The organism is Pseudomonas salicis (genome assembly GCF_057128705.1).
In genome coordinates, this window is record NZ_JBSKHU010000001.1 from 1,012,691 (window position 1) to 1,034,530 (window position 21,840).

The window sequence follows — 21,840 nt, forward strand, 5'->3', positions numbered from 1 at the left end:
GAATCAGTCATAAAACCGTTTTCACGAAATGTTCACGTTGCAAGGTCCAGTCTGCACTTACTCCTTTTGATCCTCTTTAAGCCCGTCTTCCCCAGCGGGCTTTTTTCTGCCCGGGATTTGAGCAGCGTGCTCATCCAACGCCCCCAAATTCCTCGAACTCGTCTTGCGCGCTGTCCTCCAACGTTCAAGCCCCCTGAGGATACTGACATGAGTAACGACGACCGCAACGCCTCCACCCGTCCCACCAACGCCCCACCTACCGATGCGTCCGGCAAGCCCGTGAACGTGGTCGAGCGGGATCTCGAAGACCGCGACGACGACACCCGCGCCGTGGACGAAGTCATCACTCCGACATCGATTCGCACCAAGGAACAGGAAGCCGAAGAGCTGAAACGCAAGTCCGACGCCATTGAACGCAAGGTCGCCGACGGCAACTGACCGGCGCTTGCATTGCCCGGTTTTGGGAACAGATTCCCATTGCCGGGCACCGTTCGTCGGCGTCGGCAATGTTGTGCTACACCTACTGGCAAGCACTTCAGCACTGTCAGGGATGAGTCGTTCTATGCGTTTGAACATGCCGGTTACACAGCAGGAACGTACCTTTGCCGCCAGCGAGCGTCTGATTTCCACCACCGACCTCAGCAGTCACATCACCTACTGTAACGATGCTTTCGTCGCCCTCAGCGGTTTTACCCGCGAAGAACTGATCGGCCAGCCCCACAACCTCGTTCGTCACCCCGACATGCCGCCGTCGGTGTTCGCCCACATGTGGGAGACCCTCAAACAGGGCAAGCCGTGGATGGGCGTGGTCAAGAACCGCGCGAAGAATGGTGATTTTTACTGGGTCAGCGCTTACGTCACGCCGATCTACGAGCACGGTAAGATCGCGGGGTTCGAGTCCGTTCGGGCGCTCCCGACCCGAGAGCAGGTGCGACGGGCCGAGGCGCTGTACACGCGCCTGCGAGCGGGCAAGTCTGCCGTTTCCGGTGTTGAAACCGCCCGCTATCACCTGACCCGCCAACTGCCGCTGATCATCGCCGCTGTGATTCTCGGCGTTTGCAATTATTTATTGGCCGATCATGCGGAGTTGGCGGCCATGCTGCTGACGCTGGTCGCCCTCAGCGTGTTTCTGGAATGGCGGCAAAACCAGACGCTCAAGGCGCTACTGGACGAACACCCCAAAGCCTTCACCGACCCACTGATCGCCCTGACCTACAGCGATAATCGCGGCCCGCAGGCGCGTCTGGACCTGGCGTTGCTCAGCGAGGAAGCGCGCCTGCAAACCGCGCTGACGCGGCTGGTGGATGCCGGGGAAAACGTCAAACAGCGCGCCGGTCAGTCCGCCAGCCTGTCGCTGTTGCAGGCCGAAGCCCTCGATCAGCAACGCAATGAAACCGATCAATCGGCAACCGCCATCACGCAAATGGCCGCAACAATTCAGGAAGTGACCCATAACGTGCAGAACACCGCCAACGCTGCGCTGGAGGCGGACAACCTCGCCCAACAGGGACGCAGCCTGGCCGACGACAGCCTGTTGGCGATTCGCCACATGGCCAACTCGGTGTCTGAAATCGGCGAAGCGGTGGGCGAGCTGGCCAGTGCGACGCAATCCATCGGCAGTGTCGTGGACGTCATCAATTCCATTGCCCAGCAGACCAACCTGCTGGCCCTCAACGCGGCTATTGAAGCGGCACGCGCCGGGGAACAGGGCCGAGGGTTTGCGGTGGTGGCCGATGAGGTGCGTTCCCTGGCTTCGCGGACACAGACCTCGACCGAACAGATTCAAGGCATCATCGGCGAATTGCGCGAGGGCGCCAGCCGCGCGGTCGCCACGGCCACGCGGGGCCAGGCCATGTCGCAGGAGAGCGTGACCAGCGTCGAGGCGGTGCAGCACGCGTTGAGTGGCATCAGCCAGGCGGTGTCACGGATCACCGGGATGAGCCAGCAGATGGCCTCCGCGTCCGAGGAGCAAACCCACGTGGCCGAAAGCATCAATCAGCAGATCAACCGCATCGCTCAACTGTGCGACCAGAGCGCGGGGCAAGCGCAACAGGGGTCGAGCATCAGCCGAGAGCTGGAGCAGATGGCCCAGTACCTGCACAGCCTGGCCGAGCGGTTCAATCGCTAGCAGCGGCCGGGGCTTCAACCTGCAACTGCCGACGAACCGCTGCCAGCACTTCTTCTGACAGCGCACAACCTTCGGCCATCCGGGCGACGGTCAGTGCCCCCATCATTGCGCAGAGACTCAGCATGGCCTGATCACGGTTTGACGGGCCGGCATCCCCTGCGGGCCGGGCGGCCGCCAACTGATCGGTCAGCAGCGCCAGAGTCTGCTCAAACCCTTGCACCGCGACCGTCTTCACGGGGTCTTCAGCCCTCGCGAGTTCACTGCCCAACGCCGCAAACGGGCAGCCACTGCTTTCATCCCGGTGCTGCACGCTCAGGTAAGTGGCGACCGATGCATTGAACGCATCGGCTTCTTCGCCTGATGCCCCGACTTGCGCCAACTTCGCCAACTGATCGTCCACGGACGCTTTCGTCGCCTCCGCGACCAGGTGTGCCTTCGACTTGAAGTGTTTGTAAAACCCGCCCTGCGTCAAACCCGCGGCCGCCATCAATGCGGTGAGGCCGCTGCCGTCGATGCCGTGGCGACGAAACTCGACGCGGCTGACCTCAATGATTTTCTGCCTCGTTGCAGCGGTTTCCAGTTTGCTCTTGCGCATGGAACGCCTCTTTCTATCCGAATATCCGACGTGCTGTTGACATTAGATTCTGATCACCATCTAATGTGGATTACAAGCTTCATATAACTCTCCCACCCGCGCAAGCGGTTTCCTGCACTGAGGATCGATCATGTCTCAACCCACCCTGCTCGTCACCGGCGCCACTGGCTTCACCGGTCGTAAAACCGTCGAAATCCTGCGCGAAAAAAACATCCCTGTCCGAGCCCTGGTGCGCGCCGATGACCACCGCGCAGCGGAACTGCGCGAGCTGGGCGCAGACGTTGCCATTGGCGATTTCCAGGACCTTGATTCGCTGCGCGCCGCCCTTGAAGGCATCGAGTCGGCCTACTTCGTCTACCCGATCCACCCCGGCATCATCGACGCGAGCGCCCGTTTCGCGCTGGCGGCGAAAGAGGCTGGTGTGACCTCGTTGGTGAACATGTCGCAGATTTCCGCCCGCCGCGTGGCTAAAAGCAACGCAGCCTTGAGCCATTACACCGCCGAACGCGTGTTCGACTGGTCGGGTCTGGCGACCACGCACCTTCGCCCGACGTACTTCGCCCAATGGCTGCTGTACCCGCACTGGCGGAAACACATCGTCGAACGCGGCGAAATCCGTCTGCCGTTCGGCGACGGCCGCCACGCCCCGATCGCCGCTGAAGACCAGGCCCGCCTGATCGCCGCGATCCTGCAAAACCCGCAACCCCATGCGGGCAAGACCTACGACCTCAACGGCCCGATCGAACTGAGCCAGCAAGGTGTCGCCGATGCCGTCGGTGAAGTGCTGGGCCGCACCGTGACCTACGTGCCAATCAGCCTTGAGCAATACGACAAGGAAATGACCGAATCGGGGCTGGGCCCGTTCCTCCGCCAGCACCTGATTGAAGTGGCGCAGGACTACCAGCATGGCGTGTTCGAGGGCGAAGACTCGATCATCGCCGACGTCACCGGCGTGGCGCCGATGACCGTTCAGGCGTTTGTGACCTTGCACAAGGCCGCCTATCAGCGTTGATTGATCCCGATCCACGCAAGCCCCGCTGAGTCGTGCATGCAGCGGGGCTTTTCAGTGACACACCCTTAGCGAAGCGGCGTCTCCGGCTTGCCGTTGACCGCCAGCTCCGAGACGTTCCACCCTCCCCCCAATGCCTTGACCAGCCCGACACTCGCCGCCAGTTGTTGGGTCTGCAAATCCAGCACGCTGCGTTGCGCCTGCAACGACGCGGTTTGTGCGACGACCACGTCCAGATAACCAATCGCCCCCTGCTTGTAACGGGCCAGCGAGAGGTTTTCGCTGTACTGCGCCGCTTCCGCCGCTGCGCGCTGATCCTCCAGGGCCGAACCCAGGCCATCAATGATCGACAGGTTGTCTTCGACCTGCTCGAACGCCGCCAACACCTGCGCCCGGTATTTGCCGCCCGCCTCGTCCGTCGCGGCTTTCGCGGCGTCCACCTGGGCCTGACGCAAGCCGCCGTCGAACAGCGTGGTCACCAGCGACGGCCCCACGGCCCAGAACAGATTGGGTGCGCTGAGCAGATTGGCGAACTCGCTGCTTTGATACCCGCCTTGGGCGCTCAGGGTCAGCGTGGGGAACCAGGCGGCGCGGGCGATACCGATCCGTGCGTTGGCGGCGGCAATGCGTCGCTCGGCGGCGGCAATATCAGGTCGACGCTGGAGCAAGGTCGAGGGCACGCCCGTCGGCACCGCGGGCAACGGCAAGGCTGCGGTGCTCGGCGCGATGCTGAACTGTGACGCCGAGGCGCCGGTCAACGCCGCAATGGCATGTTCAAGCAGCGTCCGTTGCACGTTGTTTTGCTTGAGCTGCGATTTGGTCGACGACAGCTGCGAAGAAGCCCGCGCGACATCCAGCCCGGAGACGATGCCGCCGTCGTGCAGGCCTTGGGTCAGGTCCACCGCGCGGCTGAACGCCTGGGTCGTCTGTTCCAGCAGGTGGGTCTGCTGATCCAGGCCGCGCAGGCGCACGTAGCTGTCGGCCAGTTGCGCTTGCAGGCTCAGCCGCGCAGACGCCAGGTCGGCGAGCGAGGCCTGCGCTTCGTCAGTACCCGCCGCCACCGAATTGCGCACGCGGCCCCAGAGGTCCACTTCGTAGTCGATCTGCAAACCCAGGGTGCCCGAGTTGTAGACGTCGTCCGTGGTGCTGGCACGCAACGGTCGGGTATCGGACTGGCGGATTCGTTGCGCGTTGCCAATCTGCTTCACCGTGGGCAACAACGCTGAATTCACTTGGGCCACGAACGCCTGAGCCTGCGCGTAATGCGCCAGTGCCGCGCTCAAAGTCGGGTTGTTGGCCAGCAGTTGCTGTTGCAACGCATCCAATTGCGGGTCGTTGTAGACCTGCCACCAACCGTCGCGACTGATCTGGTCGCTGGGCGTGGCGACGCTCCACGGCCCCTGGGTTTTGTACTGTTGCGCCGTGGGCACCGACGGCACGGTGTAGTCCGGCGCGAGGGAGCATCCGCCCAGCCCCAGCATCGCCATCAGCAGCATGCTCTGCTTAACCATGGGGTTTGGCCTCGGCGGGTTTGGCGATCTGCACCGGGTCGTTGTCGTTCAAGCCATCGGGCGGCGTGTCGATGACGCGGTCCGTGGCGGCGAGGCCCGAACCGATTTCCACCGAATCACCGAAATCCCGAGCGATGGTCACGGTCTTGAACAGCACGTGGTCGTTTTGATCGAGGGTCGCGACGCGCATGCCTTGGGCGTCGAATTGCAAGGCACTGGCCGGGAGTCGCACGACATTGGGTTGAATCGGCAGGTCGAAGCGTACGCTGGTGTAGGCACCCGGCAGCAGACGACCGGTGGGATTATCGACTTGCAACTGCACCAGCGTGCTGCCCGACGACGCATTCACCGAATCCGCCGAGGCAATGACGGTGGCTTTGAACTGTTCCTGCGGGTATTCGGGCACGCTCAGTCGCGCCGTTGCACCGGCCTTCACCTGCGGCGCGTAACTCTGCGGCACTTGAACGTAGACCCGCAAACGGCTGACGTCAGACACGGCGAACAGCTCTTGGCCGCTGGCCGTGCTGCCCGCGTTGATCAGCGCGCCGACATCCGTGGAGCGCGCCGTGACCACACCGTCGAACGGCGCGGTCAGCCGTTGAAAGCCCTTGGTGGCGGTCAGCCGTTCGACATTGGCCTGAGCCGCCTGAACCTGCGCCTGCTTCGCAGCCAGGTCACCGTTGCGCTCATCGACTTCCTGCCTGGACACCGAGTCCGACGCCAGCATGGCCTGCCAGCGTTTGGCACTGGTCTGGGAGAGCGAGGCGTTGGCTTTGGCGGTGGCCAGATCGGCGCGTGCCTGGAGCAACTGCTGATCCAGTTCGGGGGTGTCGATCTCGGCGAGCAGTTGGCCTGCCTTGACCTTGGCGCCGATGTCGGCTTTCCAGGATTTCAGGTAACCGCCGACACGGGCAAAGATCGCCGCCCGCGACCAGGCTTCCAGGCGGCCCGGCAAAATCAGCGCCGAACCTTGGGTGGGTGCGGCCGGGCTGATGACGATCACGCTGGGCAGCGCCTGGGCATCGGTCCAGGTTTTCAGGTCTTTCGATTCACTGGCGCGGGCCGTGAGACCGACGAACACCACGGCGGCGACCACGACCAGCGCAATCAGCAGACCCAGATTCGCCCGCCAGCCGCTGACGCGTGGCTGACGTTGGGTTACAGGAGTGTCGTTGAGCATGTCAAAACCCTTGAGAAGCAGTGGCCTGGACGCGGGCGCGACTGTCGCGTGCGTGAACGAGGCTGAAAATGATGGGAACCAGGAACAACGTGGCCACAGTGGCGAAGCACAGACCGCCGATCACCGCACGGCCCAGTGGCGCGTTTTGCTCACCGCCCTCGCCAAGGCTCAAGGCCATGGGCGCCATGCCGATGATCATCGAAATGGCGGTCATCAGAACCGGACGGAAGCGGGTAAACCCGGCTTCCAGCGCGGCCTGCAACGGGTTGCCGTGCTCCGCCAGCCGTTCCCGGCAGAAGCTGACGACCAGGATGGCGTTGGCCGTCGCCACCCCCATGCACATGATCGCCCCGGTCAACGCTGGCACCGACAACGGCGTGTGCGTGACAAAGAGCATCCAGACGATGCCCGCCAGCGCCGCAGGCAATGCGGTGATGATCACGAACGGGTCGCTCCAGGACTGGAAATTGACCACGATCAGCAGGTAGATCAGCACGACGGCCCCCAGCAGCCCGAACAACATGCCGCTGAAGGCGCTGTTCATCGTTGTTGACTGACCTTGCAGCGCCACTTTCGAGCCTTTCGGCACGTCGTTGGCGTGCGCGGCCAGAATCTTCTGGATGTCTGCTGCCACACCTCCGAGGTCACGGCCCTGCACCGAGGTGAGGATTTCCACCACGGGCTGGATGTCGGATTGGGTCACCACGGAGTTGCTGTGGGTCCGCGCCACCGACGCCAGGCCGCCGAGAATCTGTCCGCTGCCGGTCGAGGACGTGGAGGTCAGCGGCAGGTTGTACAGCTGCGCCAACTTGTCGAGGCTGTACTGCGGGGTTTGCAGCACGATGGGGTACGACACGCCGTTCGCCGTGTTGAGCCAGAACGTCGGTGCGACCTGGCTCGATCCCGCGAAGTTGACCACCAGGCTGTTGGTGATGTCTCGCTCGCTGATCCCGAGCAGTTGCGCTCGGGTGCGGTCCACGTCGATCTTGAACGTCGGCAATTGCTGGGACTGCTGAATCCGCGCATCCGCGACGCCCGGCACCCGACGGATTTCACGCAGCAGCGTGTTGGCGTAGGCGTAGTTGCCGCCCAGGTTGTTACCGGTGATCTGCACGTCCACCGGGGCCGACGAACCGAAGTTGAGAATCTGCCCGACGATGTCGGCCGGCGGGAACGAGAACACCGCGTTGGGGAATTCGCGAGGCAATTGCTCACGCAACTGGCGCACGTACTCGGCGGTCGGCTGATGGTCTTCGTTCAGGCTGATCTGAATGTCGCTGTCCTGGGAGCCGACCGTACCGGTGGTGTTGTAAGCGGTGTTGATGCCGCTGACCGCCAGCCCGATGTTGTCCACCACCGCCTTGAGTTCCGAGCCCGGAATCACTCGGCGCACGGCATTCTCCACGTCGAAGATCAACTGCGCCGTGCTTTCGACACGCATGCCCACCGGGGCACGGACGTGCATCAGAATCTGCCCGGAATCCACCGCCGGGAAAAAGTTGCGGCCCAACGTCGGCACAAGCGCGAAGGACGCGACAACGAAGGCGAGGATGCCGACCATCACCCCTTTACGGTGCTCCAGCGCGGCGGCGAGCAACCCGTGATACCCCTCGCGAATCCGTTCGAATCGCGCCTCGAAACCCCGCTGGAATCGCACCAGCGGGTTGCGGCTGGCAGGTTTGTGCGTGCCCTCTTCCGTCAGGTTGTGGGGTTTCAGCAGGTAGTTCGCCATGGTCGGGACCAGCGTCCGCGACAGGATGAACGAGGCGATCATCGCGAAAATCACCGCTTCGGCCATCGGCACGAACAGGAACCGGGCCACGCCGTCGAGGAAGAACATCGGCACGAACACGATGCAGATACACAACAGGGACACGAAGGCCGGCGTCACGATCTGCGCGGCGCCGTCCAGGATCGCGGTCTCCACCGGCTTGCCCTGTTCCAGGTGCCAGTTGATGTTTTCGATGGTCACCGTGGCATCGTCGACCAGGATGCCGACGGCCAGCGCCAGCCCTCCGAGGGTCATGATGTTCAGGGTTTCGCCCAACGCCGACAGCGCGGCAATCGACGACAGAATCGCCAGGGGAATGGACACCGCAATGATCACGGTCGAACGCCAACTGCCCAGGAACAGCAAGATCATCAAACTGGTCAGCGCGGCGGCGATCAACCCTTCACGGGCTACGCCACTGATGGCCGCTCGCACGAACAGCGACTGGTCGCCGATCAGGTCGATGTTCAGGTTTTCAGGCAACTGCGCCTTGGAATCCGCGAGCTTGTCCTTGATCCCCTCGATCACCCCGAGGGTCGAGGCCGAGCCGGTCTTGAGCACCGGAATCAGCACGGAACGGTTACCGTTGACGTGCACGATGTTGGTCTGCGGCGGGCTGCCGTCCTTGACCGTGCCGACATCACGAATCAGCACCGTGGTGCCGTTGGCGGTCTTGATCGGCAGGTCTTCCAGGTCCTTGAACGCCACCGGCGAGTTATTCAGTTGCAGCATGTACTCGTAGCCGCCGATCTTCTGGGTGCCCACGGGGGTGATCTGGTTTTGCGTGGCCAGCGCGTTGGCGACGTCTTGGGCAGACAGCCCTCGCGCTTGCATCTGCGCAGGGTCCAGATCGATCTGCACCTGACGGGTCTTGCCGCCGAAGGGGTACGGCAGCGATGCACCCGCCACGGTGGTGAGCATCAGCCGCACGGTGTTGAGGCCAATGTCACCCAGCTTCTGCTCGCTGAGGTTCTGACCGGACAACGCCAGTTGCACGATCGGCACCGTCGAGGCGCTGTAGTTGAGGATCAGCGGCGGCACCGTGCCGGGCGGCAGGTTGCGCAGGATCGCCTGGGACACCGACGTCAACTGGGCGTTGGCGTTGCTGATGTTCACGCCGGGCTGAAAAAACACTTTGACGATCCCGAAGCCGTTGAGCGACTGGGCTTCGATGTGTCGAATGTCGTTGACCGTGGTCGTCAGCACCCGCTCGAACGGGGATGTCACGCGCCCGGCCATCTGGTCCGGCGAGAGCCCGGTGTACTGCCAGATGACCGCGATGACCGGGATGCGAATCTCCGGAAAAATGTCAGTGGGGGTGCGCAGAGCCGCCAGCGGCCCGACGATCATGATCAAAACGGCGAGAACGACAAAGGTATACGGTCGTCTCAAAGCAACGCGTACGAGGCCAAGCATGGAAGTATCCAGACAAGCGTGAAACAACAATGTCGAAGCGGATCAGGCACAAATGGCCCGACGGCGCTCCGACGTCCAGGTCGATCCGATCGACGAAGCCCGTCCAGAAAAGGCGGCATGGCGCACGATATTCACAAATACGGGTATATGCCACTTAATTTTTCATGACATGGAACGCAGGCACGAAAAGCGGATGGCGGCGGACGCAGATCGGGAGGCCGCGGACCGGTACAGGCCTGAGGAAAACGCGACACATTGAGGGAGAACGGCCTGCGTCGCACCGCTCAGAGGGTGCGACGCAGTCGGGACGAATCAGGCCGCGGTGCTGTGGCTGGATTCGGAGGCAGGTGTGACGGGGAACGCCGAAGATGAAGACCCGGTGTCCCGCTCGCTCGATGCAGGTTGCACAGCCTGGGTACACGCCACGAAATCTTCCTGGCGCAGCAACGTCAGGGCAATCAGCGACGCGATCCCGGTGCCGATGTAGAAATACCACGGTGAGCTGATGTCGCCGGTTTGCTGAATCAGCCAGGTCGAAATCAATGGCGCGCTGCCCCCGAACACGGCCACCGGAATGTTGTAGGCCACCGCGATACCGGTCGAGCGAATCCGCGTTGGCAGCAGCTCACTCATGGTCGCGTAGGTCGACGACGCGTACAGCCCGAACAGAATCGCCACGGCCATCAACGGCCAGATGAACGTGGCAGGCGTTGCGGTCGGTGCCGCTTTAAAGAACCAGTACATCGCCATCGTCGCCAGCACACCCACCACCATCAGGAATGGTTTGCGCCCGTAACGGTCGGTGAACGCCCCGCCCAACGGCATGACGAACGCCGCCGCGAGGCTGGCGATGAACACGTAGAACAGCGTGGTGCCGCTGTCGAACTTGAGGATGCGCGACATGTAGGTCGAGGCGAAGGTCAGCACCAGATAAAAGATCGAGCTGTGCAGCGTGATGATGAAAAACACCAGCGCAATCGCCCGCTTCCACTGCCAGACCTCACGCAGCGGCGCCTTGGAAGTCTCCCCGGCTTTTTGCAGCGCGAGGAATTCCGGGCTGTCTTCGAGTTTCAGGCGAATGTACATCGAGATCATCCCCATGGGGCCGGCGATCAGGAACGGCACACGCCAGCCCCACGATTGCATCGTCTCCGCGCCCAACACCCAGGTCATGCCATTGGCGACAGCGCCCCCGAGGAGCAGCCCCAATACCGCCGTGACCATCAGCCAGCAGGTGGAAAAACCACGGCGACCGGGCCCGGCGTACTCCGAGATGAAGCTGGTGATGGTGCCGATTTCACCACCGGCCGAGAAGCCCTGGACGCAGCGGATAAGGATCAGCAGCACCGGAGCGGCGAGGCCAATCGACGCGTACGTCGGCAGAAATCCGAGCAGGCAGGTCGAACCCGCCATCATCATCAACACCGTGATCAGGGTCTTGCGACGACCGATCTTGTCGGCCAGCGGACCGAAAAACAACCCGCCCAGCGGCCGCATGAAAAAGCTCAGCGCGAACGCGGCGAAGCTGCTCAGCAGGCTGGTGGTGGGGTTGTCGGAAACGAAAAACGCACCGCCGATGTACACCGCCAGAAAGCCGTAGACGCCGTAGTCATACCATTCGATGAGGTGACCGGAAATCGCGCCAATGAAGGCGCGGCGACGTTGCCGTTCGGGGTTTTGCTGTTGAGTTGCCATTGTTGTATTCCTGTCTTTTGTTGTTATTCAAGGAAAAACATCATGGTGAAACGGTGCGCTCACACCGCCGCCGCCCTGCGCTCCTTCAACCAGAGCCGCAGATCGGTCTTGAGCACTTTTCCGTAGCTGTTTTTCGGCAGTTCGGCGCAGAACACGTACTTTTTCGGCTTTTTGAACGATGCCATGCGCGAGACGAACCACTCGTTCAACCCGTGCTGATCGACAGCCTGCTCTTCACGCGCCACGACGAACGCCACCACCGATTCGCCCCACTCCGCGTCCGCTTCACCGACCACGCAAACTTCGAAAACGCCGGGGTGCGTGGCCAGCACTTCCTCGACCTCGCGGGGGTACACGTTGCTGCCGCCGGAAATAATCACGTCCTTGGAGCGGTCGGTCAGGGTCAGGCAGCCATCCGGGTCGAGATACCCGATATCGCCCGTGAACAGCCAGCCATCGACGAGGGTTTCGCGGGTCGCCGCTTCGTTGCGCCAGTACCCCTGCATCACGGTCGCGCCGCGCACGGCGATTTCTCCGGCCTGCCCGCTGGCAACCGCATGCCGCTGGTCATCGACGATTTTGATTTCGACACAGGACTGCGCCATGCCCACCGACGCCACCCAGCGTTCCCAATTCGGGTTGCTCCGGTCCGCGATGGCCTGGCGGCTCAAGGCGGTCACCGTCATCGGGCTTTCACCCTGGCCGTAGATCTGAATCAACCGTGGACCAAACACCTCCACTGCTTCACGCAGATCCGCCACGTACATCGGCGCGCCGCCGTAGATCACGCTTTTCAGACCCTCGCCAGAGTAGCCCTGACGCTTGGCCTCTTCGACCATGCGCTTGACCATGGTCGGTGCCGCGAACAACGACACCTGCTCCAGCCCCCGCGCCAGATCGAACAGCTCCGCCGCCTTGAACCCGCGCGACTCGGGCACCACATGCCGGGCGCCGCAGCGCACATGGATGAAGTTGTACAGCCCGGCGCCATGGGACATCGGCGCGGCGTACACCACGGCATCGTCGGCAGACACCTGATCCACATCCAGCGGGTAACACAGCGACATGGCCATGAGGTTGCCGTGTGACAGCATCACCCCCTTGGACCGCCCCGTCGTGCCCGAGGTGTAGAACAGCCACGCGAGGTCGTCGGTGTTGCGCGAAGCAGGCACGTTCAGCGCTTCACCTTCGGCCGCCAGAGAAGTCAACGACCCGTGAACCGCCACTTCCTTACACGGGACAGGCAACTCTCCGGCCGCGAACACCTGGCCGTCGTCGGTGACCATCAGCCGCGCTTCGGCGTTCTCAGCGATCCAGCCCGCTTCGGCGGCGTGCAGTTTGCAGTTGATCGGCACCGCCACCGCGCCGATCCACCAGATGGCGTAAAACAGCTCCAAATATTCGCAGCAGTTCTTCATGAACAGCGCGACCCGATCGCCTGGCTGGACGCCGTATTCCTCACGCAGAAAAGTTGCCCGCACCCGCACGCGTCGGGCAAATTCGGCGTAGTCCGCGACCTGTTCCGTACCGCGAAACAGTGCCGGGCGTTCGGGCCAGCGCCGGGACGCATCGTTCAACCAATGAGCGATGTTCATGGTCAGGCCCTCCGCGCTTGCAGCACGGTGGCGTAATTGGCGACGGCCATACCGCCCATGTTGAACAGCAGCCCGAATTCGGCCTCCGGCGCAGCAAGGCCGATGGGGTTGCCGGTCAGTTGATGGAACGCCATCGCGTGCATCGACACGCCGGTAGCACCCACCGGATGCCCCTTGGCCTTGAGGCCGCCTGACAGGTTGACCGGCAGACGCCCGCCTGCCTGCACGATGCCGTCGTCCAGCGCGCGATGGCCCTCGCCTTTCGGCGCCAGGCCCATGGCTTCGTAGATGAGCAGTTCGGCGATGGTGAAACAGTCATGGACTTCGGCGAACCCGATATCGGCCAGCGTCACCTCGGCCTGACGCAGCGCCGCGTGAATCGCCCGCTGCGGGCCTTCGAAGGCGAGAATGTCGCGCTGGGCGATGGGCAACACGTCGTTGACCTGACGCGCACCGCGAATCAGCACTTCACGGCGAAACAGACGGGCACGTTTTGGCGAGGCGAGGATGATCGCTGCCGCGCCGTCGGTGATCAGCGAGCAGTCGCTCAGGCGCAAGGGCGAGGCAATCACCGGGTTGCTGTCGGACACCGTGTTGCAGTGTTCGAACGGCATCGCCTTGTGCATGTGCGCCAGCGGGTTGGCCATCGCGTTGGCGTGGTTTTTCGCGGCAATCGCCGCCATCGCCGACATCGGGCTTTGGTAGCGGTCGCGATACTGGGCGGCGGCAATGCCAAACAGTTGAGGAAAACTCAGGCCGGCCTCTTCGGCATCGTTCTGATACCCGGCACCGGCGAGGGCCTGGGTGACCTGCGCCGTGGTGTTGGAGGTCATCTTCTCGGCACCGACCACCAGCACCAGTTCGGCAGCGCCGGAGCGGATCGCGTTGATCCCGGCCTGGATCGCAGCAGAACCAGAGGCACAGGCGTTTTCGCAGCGGGTGGCGGGTTTGAAGCGCAAGGCAGGGTCGGCTTGCAGCACCAGCGAGGCCGGAAAACCGTCGGGTACCAGCCCGGAATTGAAATGCCCGAGGAAGATCGCGTCGATTTCCGAGGCGTCAATCGCGGCATCGTCCAGGGCCTGACGCGTGACTTGCACGATCAGGTCTTCAAGGGTGGTGTTGTCCAGTCGCCCGAACCGGCTGTGGCCGGCGGCAACGATGGATACGGCGTCATTGACCATTTTTATTTTCTCCTTCGCAATGAGCAGGCGTTCTTTACAATGCCCACCACGAAGCCCCCTCGCCAGTTCGTACAACTACGTATAGGGATGAGTAGTGCCAAAGGCCGATACTGGTCTGGAAGACGACAATAAAAACAGCGAGACAGCGCGATGAAAGATGAGTCCGACCACCTGCAGGACCTGGAACGGCTGGCGTTTCAAGTATCTCCTGCGCCTCAGGTCATCACCGGCAATCGTCGCATGCTGGACTTCAACGACGCCTTTCTGAAGCTGTTTGGCTATCAGCGCGACGAGTTGGCCGATCAGTTGATTTTGAAGCTTTACCCCTCACAAGCCGACTATCAGGCCATCGGCGAGCGCAGCCTGAGCTGGCTGCGCAACGCCCTTAACGGCGCGTATTCCGACCAGCGTTTCATGCAGCACCAGAGCGGCGAGGTGTTCTGGGCGCGGGCCAACGGCTACACCCTGACCCCTGACGAACCCTTCCAGTTGATGGTCTGGCATTTCGAGCGCATGGACCGGGCCATTCGCCCCACCGTCAATCTCACGCCCAGAGAACGCGAGATTTCCGCGCACATCGTCAATGGCCTGACGTGTAAAGAGGTTGCCCGCAAACTGTCGATTTCCCACCGCACCGTCGAAGTCCATCGCGCACGCCTGATGAAAAAGCTGCAAGCACGAAACAGCGCCGATCTGGTGTCGAAAATCATCGTTCTGCGCTAGCCGGTGTGCACCTTGCGACGTTCAAGAGCCAATCGAAGCGATGGCCCGCGCCAGCTCTGCCTGGTTGAAGGGTTTAGGCAAGCGCGGCAAGCGCTGGGCCAAGGGCGAAACCGTGTCGGTGAACCCTGAGGAAATGATGATCGCCAAGGCCGGGCGCAAGCGGGAAATCTGCTCGGCCAGCTCGGAACCGGACATCGCGGGCATGACGTAATCCGAGATCACCAGATCGAAATCGTTGTGCTCGCGAATCAGGGCCAACGCCTCGTCGCCATCGCTGGCGGTCAGAACCCTGTGCCCCAGGTCTTCGATCATGGCCCGGGTGCTCAGCACCACCAGCGGATCGTCGTCGACAAACAGCACCTTGAGCGGTTGGGTGGGGAGCGCCGCAATGCGCGGGAGGGTTTCGTTCGCCATGGGGCTCGGTTCGCTCGCCACCTTTGAAATGGGCAGCCACAGCTCAGCGGTCGTGCCGAGGCCGGGTTGGCTTTTCAGGACCAGCTTGCCGCCCGACTGTTCGGCCAGGCCGTGAATCATCGACAAGCCAAGACCGGTGCCTTTGCCCAGCCCCTTGGTGGTAAAGAACGGCTCCATCGCCCGTTGCAGCGTGGCCTCATCCATCCCGGTGCCGGTGTCGGCCACCGAGATGCAGATGAACGGCTCTTCGGTCGATTCCGGCGAACGCCAAAACGCGGCTTCCCGAGCCGAGACTTCAATGTTGCCGCCGTTCGGCATGGCGTCCCGGGCGTTGATCATCAGGTTCATGATCGCCATTTCCAACTGACCGGCGTCGACGAACACCTGCCGCAACAGCAGTGGGAATCGGGTGTCCACCGAGATGTTCGCCCCCAACGAGTGCCCCAGCAACTCGGACATGCCGCGAATCAACGTACCGACGTCGACGGGCTCCGGCGCCAGCTCCTGGCGCCGCGCAAACGCCAGCATGCGCTGGGTCAGGGATGAGCCGCGATGGGCGGCGGCAATGGCGTTGTCGAGCAGGGACAGGGTTTTCGCATCGCTGGACAGGCGTTTCTTGACGATGCCCAGGCTGCCGAGAATCACCGTCAGCAGGTTGTTGAAGTCGTGGGCGATGCCGCCCGTGAGCTGGCCAACGGATTCCATTTTCTGCGATTGATAGAGCGCTTCCCTCGCTTCTTTCAGCGCCGTCTGCGCCATGACCGAGTCCGTCACGTCACGGGTGATCTTGGCAAAGCCGATGATGACACCGCCCTGATCGCGAATCGGGTCGATGACCACGTGCACCAGAAACCGCGAGCCGTCCTTGCGCACCCGCCAGCCCTCGCCCTCGAAGCGCCCTTCCCGTACGGCGATGTCCAGCGAGCGCTGCGGCATGCCCGCTTGTGCGTCGGCGGGTTCGAAGAACAGCGAAAAGTGCTGGCCGATCACCTCTTCCGGCGTATAGCCCTTGATGCGCTGGGCGCCCGCGTTCCAGGTGGTGACGATGCCCGTCGGGTCGAGCATGTACAGCGCGTAATCCGTGACGCCCTGCACCAGCAGGCTGAATTGCTGCTCACTGCGACGCAGGGCTTCCTCGGCCTGGCGCCGCTCGGTGAGGTCGCGGGTGACTTTGGCGAAGCCAATCAACGTGCCGTCAGCGGCCTGAATCGGGTCGATGACCACCAGCGCCCACAGCCGCGTGCCGTCCTTGCGCACTCGCCAGCCTTCTCCCTCGTAACGTCCAGACGTTGCGGCGATGGACAGCGCACGCTGTGGCAGGCCTGCGAGACGATCTTCTTCGGTGTAGAACAGGGAGAACGAGCGGCCGAGGATTTCCGCCTCGTCGTACTGCTTGATCCGCCGCGCCCCGGAGTTCCAGCTACAGACGATGCCGGCGGTGTCGATCATGTAAATCGCGTAATCGAACACCGCATCGACCAGCATCCGATAGCGGTCTTCCTGGGAAAGCAGTCCTGATGACGGCGCGGGTGGTTGCATGCTGGCCTCGAAGGGTATGAAGGTGGATGGGGAGCTTGAGCGGCCAGCTTTGCGTTACGCCCCGTCCGGTTTGAGGAGGGATTTGACCCGGTCTACCACGGCGTGGATGTCGAACGGTTTGTCGAACACCTCAAGGAACAAGTCCCGGCGGGCTATGCCCAGATGCGCCTGAGCGCCGCTCATGAGCATGATGGGAATCTCATGCAGTGTCTTGTGTGCCCGCACGGTCTCTGCCAGCTCGATGCCGTTCATCCCCGGCATCATGTAATCGGTGATGATCAGTTGAGGCCGCTCCCGCTCCAGAATGGTCAGGGCGCGCTGGCCGCTGCCTGCGGTCACCGTCAGGTAGCCTTCGTCTTCAAGGGCGAAACTGAGCACATCTGCAATCAGGTATTCGTCATCGACGATCAAGATCGTGGTCATAGCGCCTCCGGCCTGCGCAACCCGCCATGAGCGAGATCGCGACGGCGACCTTTAGGCGTGATGGGTTGAGCCAGGGGCATGGAAATGAACCTTTTTGACGTCGAGACCCTGATCGCTGAAGACCACCTCCAGTAATGCCGGATCGTAGGGGTTGTCCCTTATTTTAAGAATGGACAGCTGGCGTTTAAGTTCAGCCGATTCCTGCACGAACCGCAGCACCAGCAGGTTGTCGACGATGCATGACAAGTCGGGCGCCGGGGCGTCTATTTCGCCACCCAACAGACTGATGACTTCCCAGGACGCGACGACCGTGACATTGCGCGCCCGCAGCTCGCCCATCAACGCGGTGTAGAGGTCGAGGATGCGGGATTTGTCCGCCGCCACCCGGGTCATGCCGCCGAGGCTGTCGAGGAACACCCGCTTGATGGACTTTTCCTCAACCGTGCGCAGCAGATCCAGCGCGAGCTTGTCGATCAGCTCGGTGGTGATCGACTTCCACACAATCGTCAGCGCCCCGGAAGCCTCAAGGGCTCCAAAGTCCAGACCAAGCGACGCGGCTTTCATGCGCAGGCGCTGAGGGGATTCATAGAAACCGAAATGCAGCCCCGGCTCTTCCACCGTCGACTGGCCGAGAAAACTGAGGCCCAACGAGGTTTTGCCGGAACCGGACGGCCCCATCAGCAACGTCACCGACGACGCCATCAGCCCGCCGCCGATCAGCCGGTCCAGTGTCGGAACGCCGCAAGGGACAACGGTGATGTGATCGCTGTCACGCATCGCCGAGTGCGTCAGCGTGCTTTCCAGACGCGGGTAGACCACCAGGCCGTCTTCGGTGATTTCGCACTCGTGGGCGCCGGGAATGGCGCCACTGCCTCGGGTCTTGCGCATCTTGATGCGGCGGATGGATTTGATGCCGACCAGCTCTTCGCCCAACTCCAGCACGCCATCGACCATCGTGTGCTCGGGGCTGCCGTCGTCCAGCTGAGAGCTGGTGAGGAAAAACACCGTGCAGCCGGCGAACGCAGCGTGACCCTGCAATTCGGAGATGAAACGTTTGGTGTTGAGCGGCGAATCGGCGCGGGAACGGGCGTTGAGCAACCCGTCGAGGATCATGACCGTGGACTTCTGTCGCACGATCTCACGGCGCAACAGCTTGACCACTTCGTCCAGCCCGTCGTTTTCCATGGTATCGAAGGCGCTGACGAACTGGATCTGGTCGCCAATCTTGTCCTTGTCGAAAAAGCTCAGGGTCGAGAGGAACTGGAACAGTCGCTCATGAGGTTCGGCGAGGAGGGTCGCGAACAGCACGCGACCGCCGTCGCGGGCATGGTTGAAGCCGATCTGGTTGGCCAGAATGGTTTTGCCTGAACCGGGGCGGCCTTGAATGATGTAGGAAGACCCGGCGACGAAGCCTCCCTTCAACAATTCATCCAGCCCCTGAATTCCGCTCTTGAGGCGTCTTAGCTGGTTCAAATGTGCTCCCTCCGCCAGTGATCGTCAGCGGTGCGAACGATACGCACGACGAAAGACGCATTCTTTCGCGTTTGGCGCCGCTTTCCAAGCGCAATCATCATTCGTGGCGAAGACTTACGGCACAACCCGCGAAATGGCCTCATGGCCGCGACGGTCGTTTGTCATGCGTTTGCTCTGGGACGCAGCCTTCGGTTTCCGCTTTCGACTGCTCGCTGCACCGCTCCGGGTCGTCGGGCTTGATCGGCGCCGACAAAGGGAATTCGGGTGTGTCGTCGGATGGATCGACGGGATCGTGATCGGGGATATGAGAACCCATGGCCGCTGCCTCTTTTTCAGGAATGCAGGGGTTGGAGTGCGGCGGGTGCCAGAGGTGCGTTTTTTTTGATGGAGGATGCGCCATGCCTGGCATACCGAGGCGTCAGGTTTTACTGCCGCTGCGCGCCAGATCGTAGGCAAGGTGGAACGCCACCCCGGCACTCCCACGCCTTCGGCAGAAGCAGATCTATGTGCACAAACGCTTGCGGTTGATTCTGGCCGAAGGCCGTGGGAGCGTTGCTTGCTCGCGATCTGCCGGGAACCGGCAGCAAAACCTGCGCATGCGGTCTGCCAAGCACAACGAGGTGCCCGGTCGTGCCGCCTTTCACCTCGATCTCAATCAAGCGCCTTCAAACACGCTTCGAGAATGTCCAGCCCTTCGTTCAGCACCTCGGGCTCGATGGTCAACGGCGCCAACAACCGGATGATGTGCCGGGATTTGCCGCTCGGCATCAGCAACAGCCCCCGCTCACGGGCCAATTGCAGCAGCTGCGCCATCTGTGCCGTGGCGGGTTTGCCTTCCGGGGTGATGAGTTCAATCCCGCGCATGGCCCCCACACCCGTCAAACGGCCCAGGTACGGCGATACCTTCTCCGTTTGCCAACGCTCGTAACGCGCCAACAACGTCGATGAATACTGCTCGTTCCACGCCGACAAGTTCGCATCGGTCATTACATCGAGCGTCGCCAACCCTGCCGCGCAGGCAATCGGGTTGCCGGAATAGGTCCCGCCCAATCCGCCTTTAGGCAGTGTGTCCATCAGCGATTTGCGCCCGACCACCGCGCCCAGCGGCACGCCACCGGCAATGCTTTTGCCCAACAACAGCAGGTCCGGCTCGATCCCAAGACGGCTGAAGGCAAACCGCTCTCCCGTCCGCCCGAACCCCGACTGGATCTCATCGACGATCAGCACAATGCCCTTCTCATCACACAATTTGCGCAACGCCTTCGCGAACAGCGGGTCCAGTGCCAGGAAACCGCCCTCGCCCTGCACCGGCTCGATGATGAAACACGCCACTTCGTCGATGTCGATTTCCACGCTGAACAACCGGTCCAGCGCCTTGAATGCTTCTTCCGCAGACACGCCGTTGTCCACGCTCGGGTACGGCACGTGGAACACCGGCCCCGGCAGCACGCCCACTTTCTGTTTATAGGGCGCGACCTTGCCATTCAAGTTCAACGTCGCCAGCGTGCGGCCATGGAACGCCCCGTCGAACGCGATGACCGCCGTCTTGCCGGTGTGGCCGCGCACGATCTTCAAGGCGTTTTCCGCGGCTTCCGCGCCGCTGTTGGTGAGCATGCCGCTGACCGGGTAGCTCACCGGAATGAACGCTGCCAGCCGCTCGATGAACTGCTGATACGGCACATGGGGCGCGGCGTTGAACGCGTAATGGGTCAGGCGCTGAGCCTGCTCGCAAATCGCCGCGATGATCTGCGGATGGCAGTGGCCCAGGTTCAGCACCCCGATGCCCCCGACGAAATCGATGTAGCGCTTGCCGTCAACGTCCCAGACCTCGGCGTTTTTTCCGTGGGTCAGGCTGACGGGATGGACGAAGGAAATGGAGTTGCTGACGGAAGGGAAAGCCATGCTCAAGCGCCTTGCGGACTGTGGGAATGGCGCCTATCTAAGCGATGAAGCGCGTTTTCTCACAAGCGAAATAAAGGCAACGGGTCATTCCGCCAAGGACTGAACCCGCACTGACCCGGTGCGCCGCACCAACGTAACGCATGCCCGCGGGCAGGGTTTCAGAGCGCAAACCTGCGGTTAGGGAATTCACCAACCTCCCGCCCGATTCACCTATCAACGATTTTTGAATCAAACCAATCGAAAACGACTCACCCCGGTCACCGTCCCTTGCCCACTGCGGCGAATGACCACGCCCGCAAAATGAATCACTTGAATCATTTCGGAAATTTCTGGCACAAGCGTTGCAATTTCACCTGCAACTCCCGCTTTCAGGTGATGCGCCAGATGGACCGCGATCTGCTCTGCAGCCAGCTTCAACAACAGTTCGAGGACTTTCCTCGGCAGGAGCGCGCGGCCGCCAGTTTCATTCTGGACAACCCCCACGAGATTGCGGTGATGTCGATGCGCGACATCGCCCGGCTGGCCAACGTGCCGCCTTCGACCATGACCCGCCTGGCCAAACGCATGGGCCTGTCCGGCTACGACGACCTGCGCGAACTGTTCATCGATTCGCTGCGCGGGCAGAACAGCGCCTACGGCTCCCGCGCCCACGACCTGGTGGAACTCAAACAGCGGGTCGGCGAGCAGCGAGTGATTCAGGACATGGCCAACAACGCCATCGAACAGATTCAGTCGATGTGCAGTCACGACAACCTGCGGGCGATTTCCCGCGCCGTGGCGCTGCTGGCCGGGGCGCGTCAAGTCTACTGCCTGGGCATGCGTTCGTCGTTCGGCGTGGCGTTTCAGTTTTCCCACGTCGCTTCTTACTTTGCGAAAAACGTGCGGCTGGTGGAAGGCGCCGGTGAAAGCGGCGTCATGTCGATCATCAACCAGACCAGCCCCAAGGACGTGGCATTGGTGTGCAGCCTGCCGCGTTATTCCCGGCGGCTGATCACCCTGACCAACTACCTGCATCAACAGGGCGTGCGCATCATCACCATCACCGACAGCCTGACCTCACCCACGGCCCGGCTGGCGGCGGAAACCATCATCGTGAAGAACCAGACCCCGTCGTTCTACGACACCATCGTCCCGGCCATGTTGGTCAGCGAGATGCTGGTGGCGTTGATGTCGGCCGCCTCGACCCAGGACGTAGAAGCCTCGGTCACCCACACCGAAGAGAAGCTGCTCAGCCTCGGCGAGTGGTGGGACCTCGGCTAGCCCCGCTTTCGATTTCTGCCGTTTT

15 protein-coding genes and 2 pseudogenes are annotated in these 21,840 nt (G+C 62.3%); 6 read left to right on the forward strand and 11 right to left on the reverse strand.

Annotated elements, in window-relative coordinates; genetic code table 11:
* Positions 1–207: 207 nt before the first annotated feature.
* From ACWKWE_RS04625 to ACWKWE_RS04635, 3 genes and pseudogenes are all read left to right on the forward strand, one after another.
* Positions 208–438 (forward strand): hypothetical protein, encoded by a 231-nt coding sequence (locus ACWKWE_RS04625; RefSeq protein WP_166594615.1) that lies wholly within the window; start codon positions 208–210, stop codon positions 436–438.
* Between the two features lie 136 nt (positions 439–574).
* Positions 575–844: pseudogene (locus tag ACWKWE_RS04630) on the forward strand (PAS domain-containing protein); the annotation flags it as partial.
* 786 nt (positions 845–1,630) lie between these two features.
* Positions 1,631–2,128 (forward strand): annotated as a pseudogene (locus tag ACWKWE_RS04635) (methyl-accepting chemotaxis protein); the annotation flags it as partial.
* On the opposite strand, the gene ACWKWE_RS04640 reads toward ACWKWE_RS04635, so the two are convergent.
* A complete protein-coding gene (locus ACWKWE_RS04640; protein ID WP_483849812.1) occupies positions 2,118–2,723 on the reverse strand; it encodes a TetR/AcrR family transcriptional regulator in 606 nt (201 codons plus the stop codon). The pseudogene ACWKWE_RS04635 and the gene ACWKWE_RS04640 sit on opposite strands and share 11 nt — an antisense overlap.
* Before the next feature lie 130 nt (positions 2,724–2,853).
* On the opposite strand from ACWKWE_RS04640, the gene ACWKWE_RS04645 reads away from it, so the two are divergent.
* The gene (locus tag ACWKWE_RS04645) at positions 2,854–3,735 is read left to right on the forward strand and encodes an NmrA family NAD(P)-binding protein (RefSeq protein ID WP_483849813.1); all 882 of its coding nucleotides are present in this window, start codon (positions 2,854–2,856) and stop codon (positions 3,733–3,735) included.
* A 65-nt stretch (positions 3,736–3,800) separates the two neighbouring features.
* Here the strand turns inward: ACWKWE_RS04645 and ACWKWE_RS04650 are convergent, their stop codons facing one another.
* The 6 genes from ACWKWE_RS04650 to ACWKWE_RS04675 all read right to left on the reverse strand — a co-directional run bounded on the left by ACWKWE_RS04650 (position 3,801) and on the right by ACWKWE_RS04675 (position 14,081).
* On the reverse strand, positions 3,801–5,243 hold the full coding sequence (locus ACWKWE_RS04650) for an efflux transporter outer membrane subunit (protein WP_483849814.1): 1,443 nt from the start codon (positions 5,241–5,243) through the stop codon (positions 3,801–3,803).
* Entirely contained in the window at positions 5,236–6,423 is a 1,188-nt protein-coding gene (locus tag ACWKWE_RS04655) for an efflux RND transporter periplasmic adaptor subunit (protein ID WP_483849815.1), read from the reverse strand. The genes ACWKWE_RS04650 and ACWKWE_RS04655 overlap by 8 nt, the downstream gene beginning before the upstream one ends.
* A 1-nt stretch (position 6,424) precedes the next feature.
* Entirely contained in the window at positions 6,425–9,610 is a 3,186-nt protein-coding gene (locus ACWKWE_RS04660; protein WP_483849816.1) for an efflux RND transporter permease subunit, read from the reverse strand.
* Positions 9,611–9,922: 312 nt separating this feature from the next.
* Positions 9,923–11,305, reverse strand: coding sequence for an MFS transporter (locus ACWKWE_RS04665; protein WP_341958126.1), 1,383 nt, complete (start codon positions 11,303–11,305; stop codon positions 9,923–9,925).
* Positions 11,306–11,364: 59 nt separating this feature from the next.
* Positions 11,365–12,900 (reverse strand): class I adenylate-forming enzyme family protein, encoded by a 1,536-nt coding sequence (locus ACWKWE_RS04670; RefSeq protein ID WP_483849817.1) that lies wholly within the window; start codon positions 12,898–12,900, stop codon positions 11,365–11,367.
* 2 nt (positions 12,901–12,902) lie between these two features.
* Positions 12,903–14,081 (reverse strand): acetyl-CoA acetyltransferase, encoded by a 1,179-nt coding sequence (locus ACWKWE_RS04675; protein ID WP_166594624.1) that lies wholly within the window; start codon positions 14,079–14,081, stop codon positions 12,903–12,905.
* Positions 14,082–14,231: 150 nt separating this feature from the next.
* Here ACWKWE_RS04675 and ACWKWE_RS04680 point away from each other — a divergent pair, with 150 nt between their 5' ends.
* Positions 14,232–14,804, forward strand: coding sequence for a LuxR C-terminal-related transcriptional regulator (locus ACWKWE_RS04680; protein WP_483849818.1), 573 nt, complete (start codon positions 14,232–14,234; stop codon positions 14,802–14,804).
* A gap of 21 nt (positions 14,805–14,825) precedes the next feature.
* On the opposite strand, the gene ACWKWE_RS04685 is transcribed toward ACWKWE_RS04680, so the two are convergent.
* The 4 genes from ACWKWE_RS04685 to ACWKWE_RS04700 all read right to left on the reverse strand — a co-directional run bounded on the left by ACWKWE_RS04685 (position 14,826) and on the right by ACWKWE_RS04700 (position 20,555).
* On the reverse strand, positions 14,826–16,757 hold the full coding sequence (locus tag ACWKWE_RS04685) for a hybrid sensor histidine kinase/response regulator (RefSeq protein WP_483849819.1): 1,932 nt from the start codon (positions 16,755–16,757) through the stop codon (positions 14,826–14,828).
* A gap of 54 nt (positions 16,758–16,811) precedes the next feature.
* The gene (locus tag ACWKWE_RS04690) at positions 16,812–17,180 is read right to left on the reverse strand and encodes a response regulator (RefSeq protein ID WP_166594627.1); all 369 of its coding nucleotides are present in this window, start codon (positions 17,178–17,180) and stop codon (positions 16,812–16,814) included.
* Between the two features lie 51 nt (positions 17,181–17,231).
* A complete protein-coding gene (locus ACWKWE_RS04695; protein WP_166594628.1) occupies positions 17,232–18,653 on the reverse strand; it encodes an ATPase domain-containing protein in 1,422 nt (473 codons plus the stop codon).
* 651 nt (positions 18,654–19,304) lie between these two features.
* Positions 19,305–20,555, reverse strand: coding sequence for a 2-aminoadipate transaminase (locus ACWKWE_RS04700; RefSeq protein WP_483849820.1), 1,251 nt, complete (start codon positions 20,553–20,555; stop codon positions 19,305–19,307).
* 384 nt (positions 20,556–20,939) lie between these two features.
* On the opposite strand from ACWKWE_RS04700, the gene ACWKWE_RS04705 reads away from it, so the two are divergent.
* A complete protein-coding gene (locus ACWKWE_RS04705; protein ID WP_166594768.1) occupies positions 20,940–21,815 on the forward strand; it encodes a MurR/RpiR family transcriptional regulator in 876 nt (291 codons plus the stop codon).
* Positions 21,816–21,840: the final 25 nt, after the last annotated feature.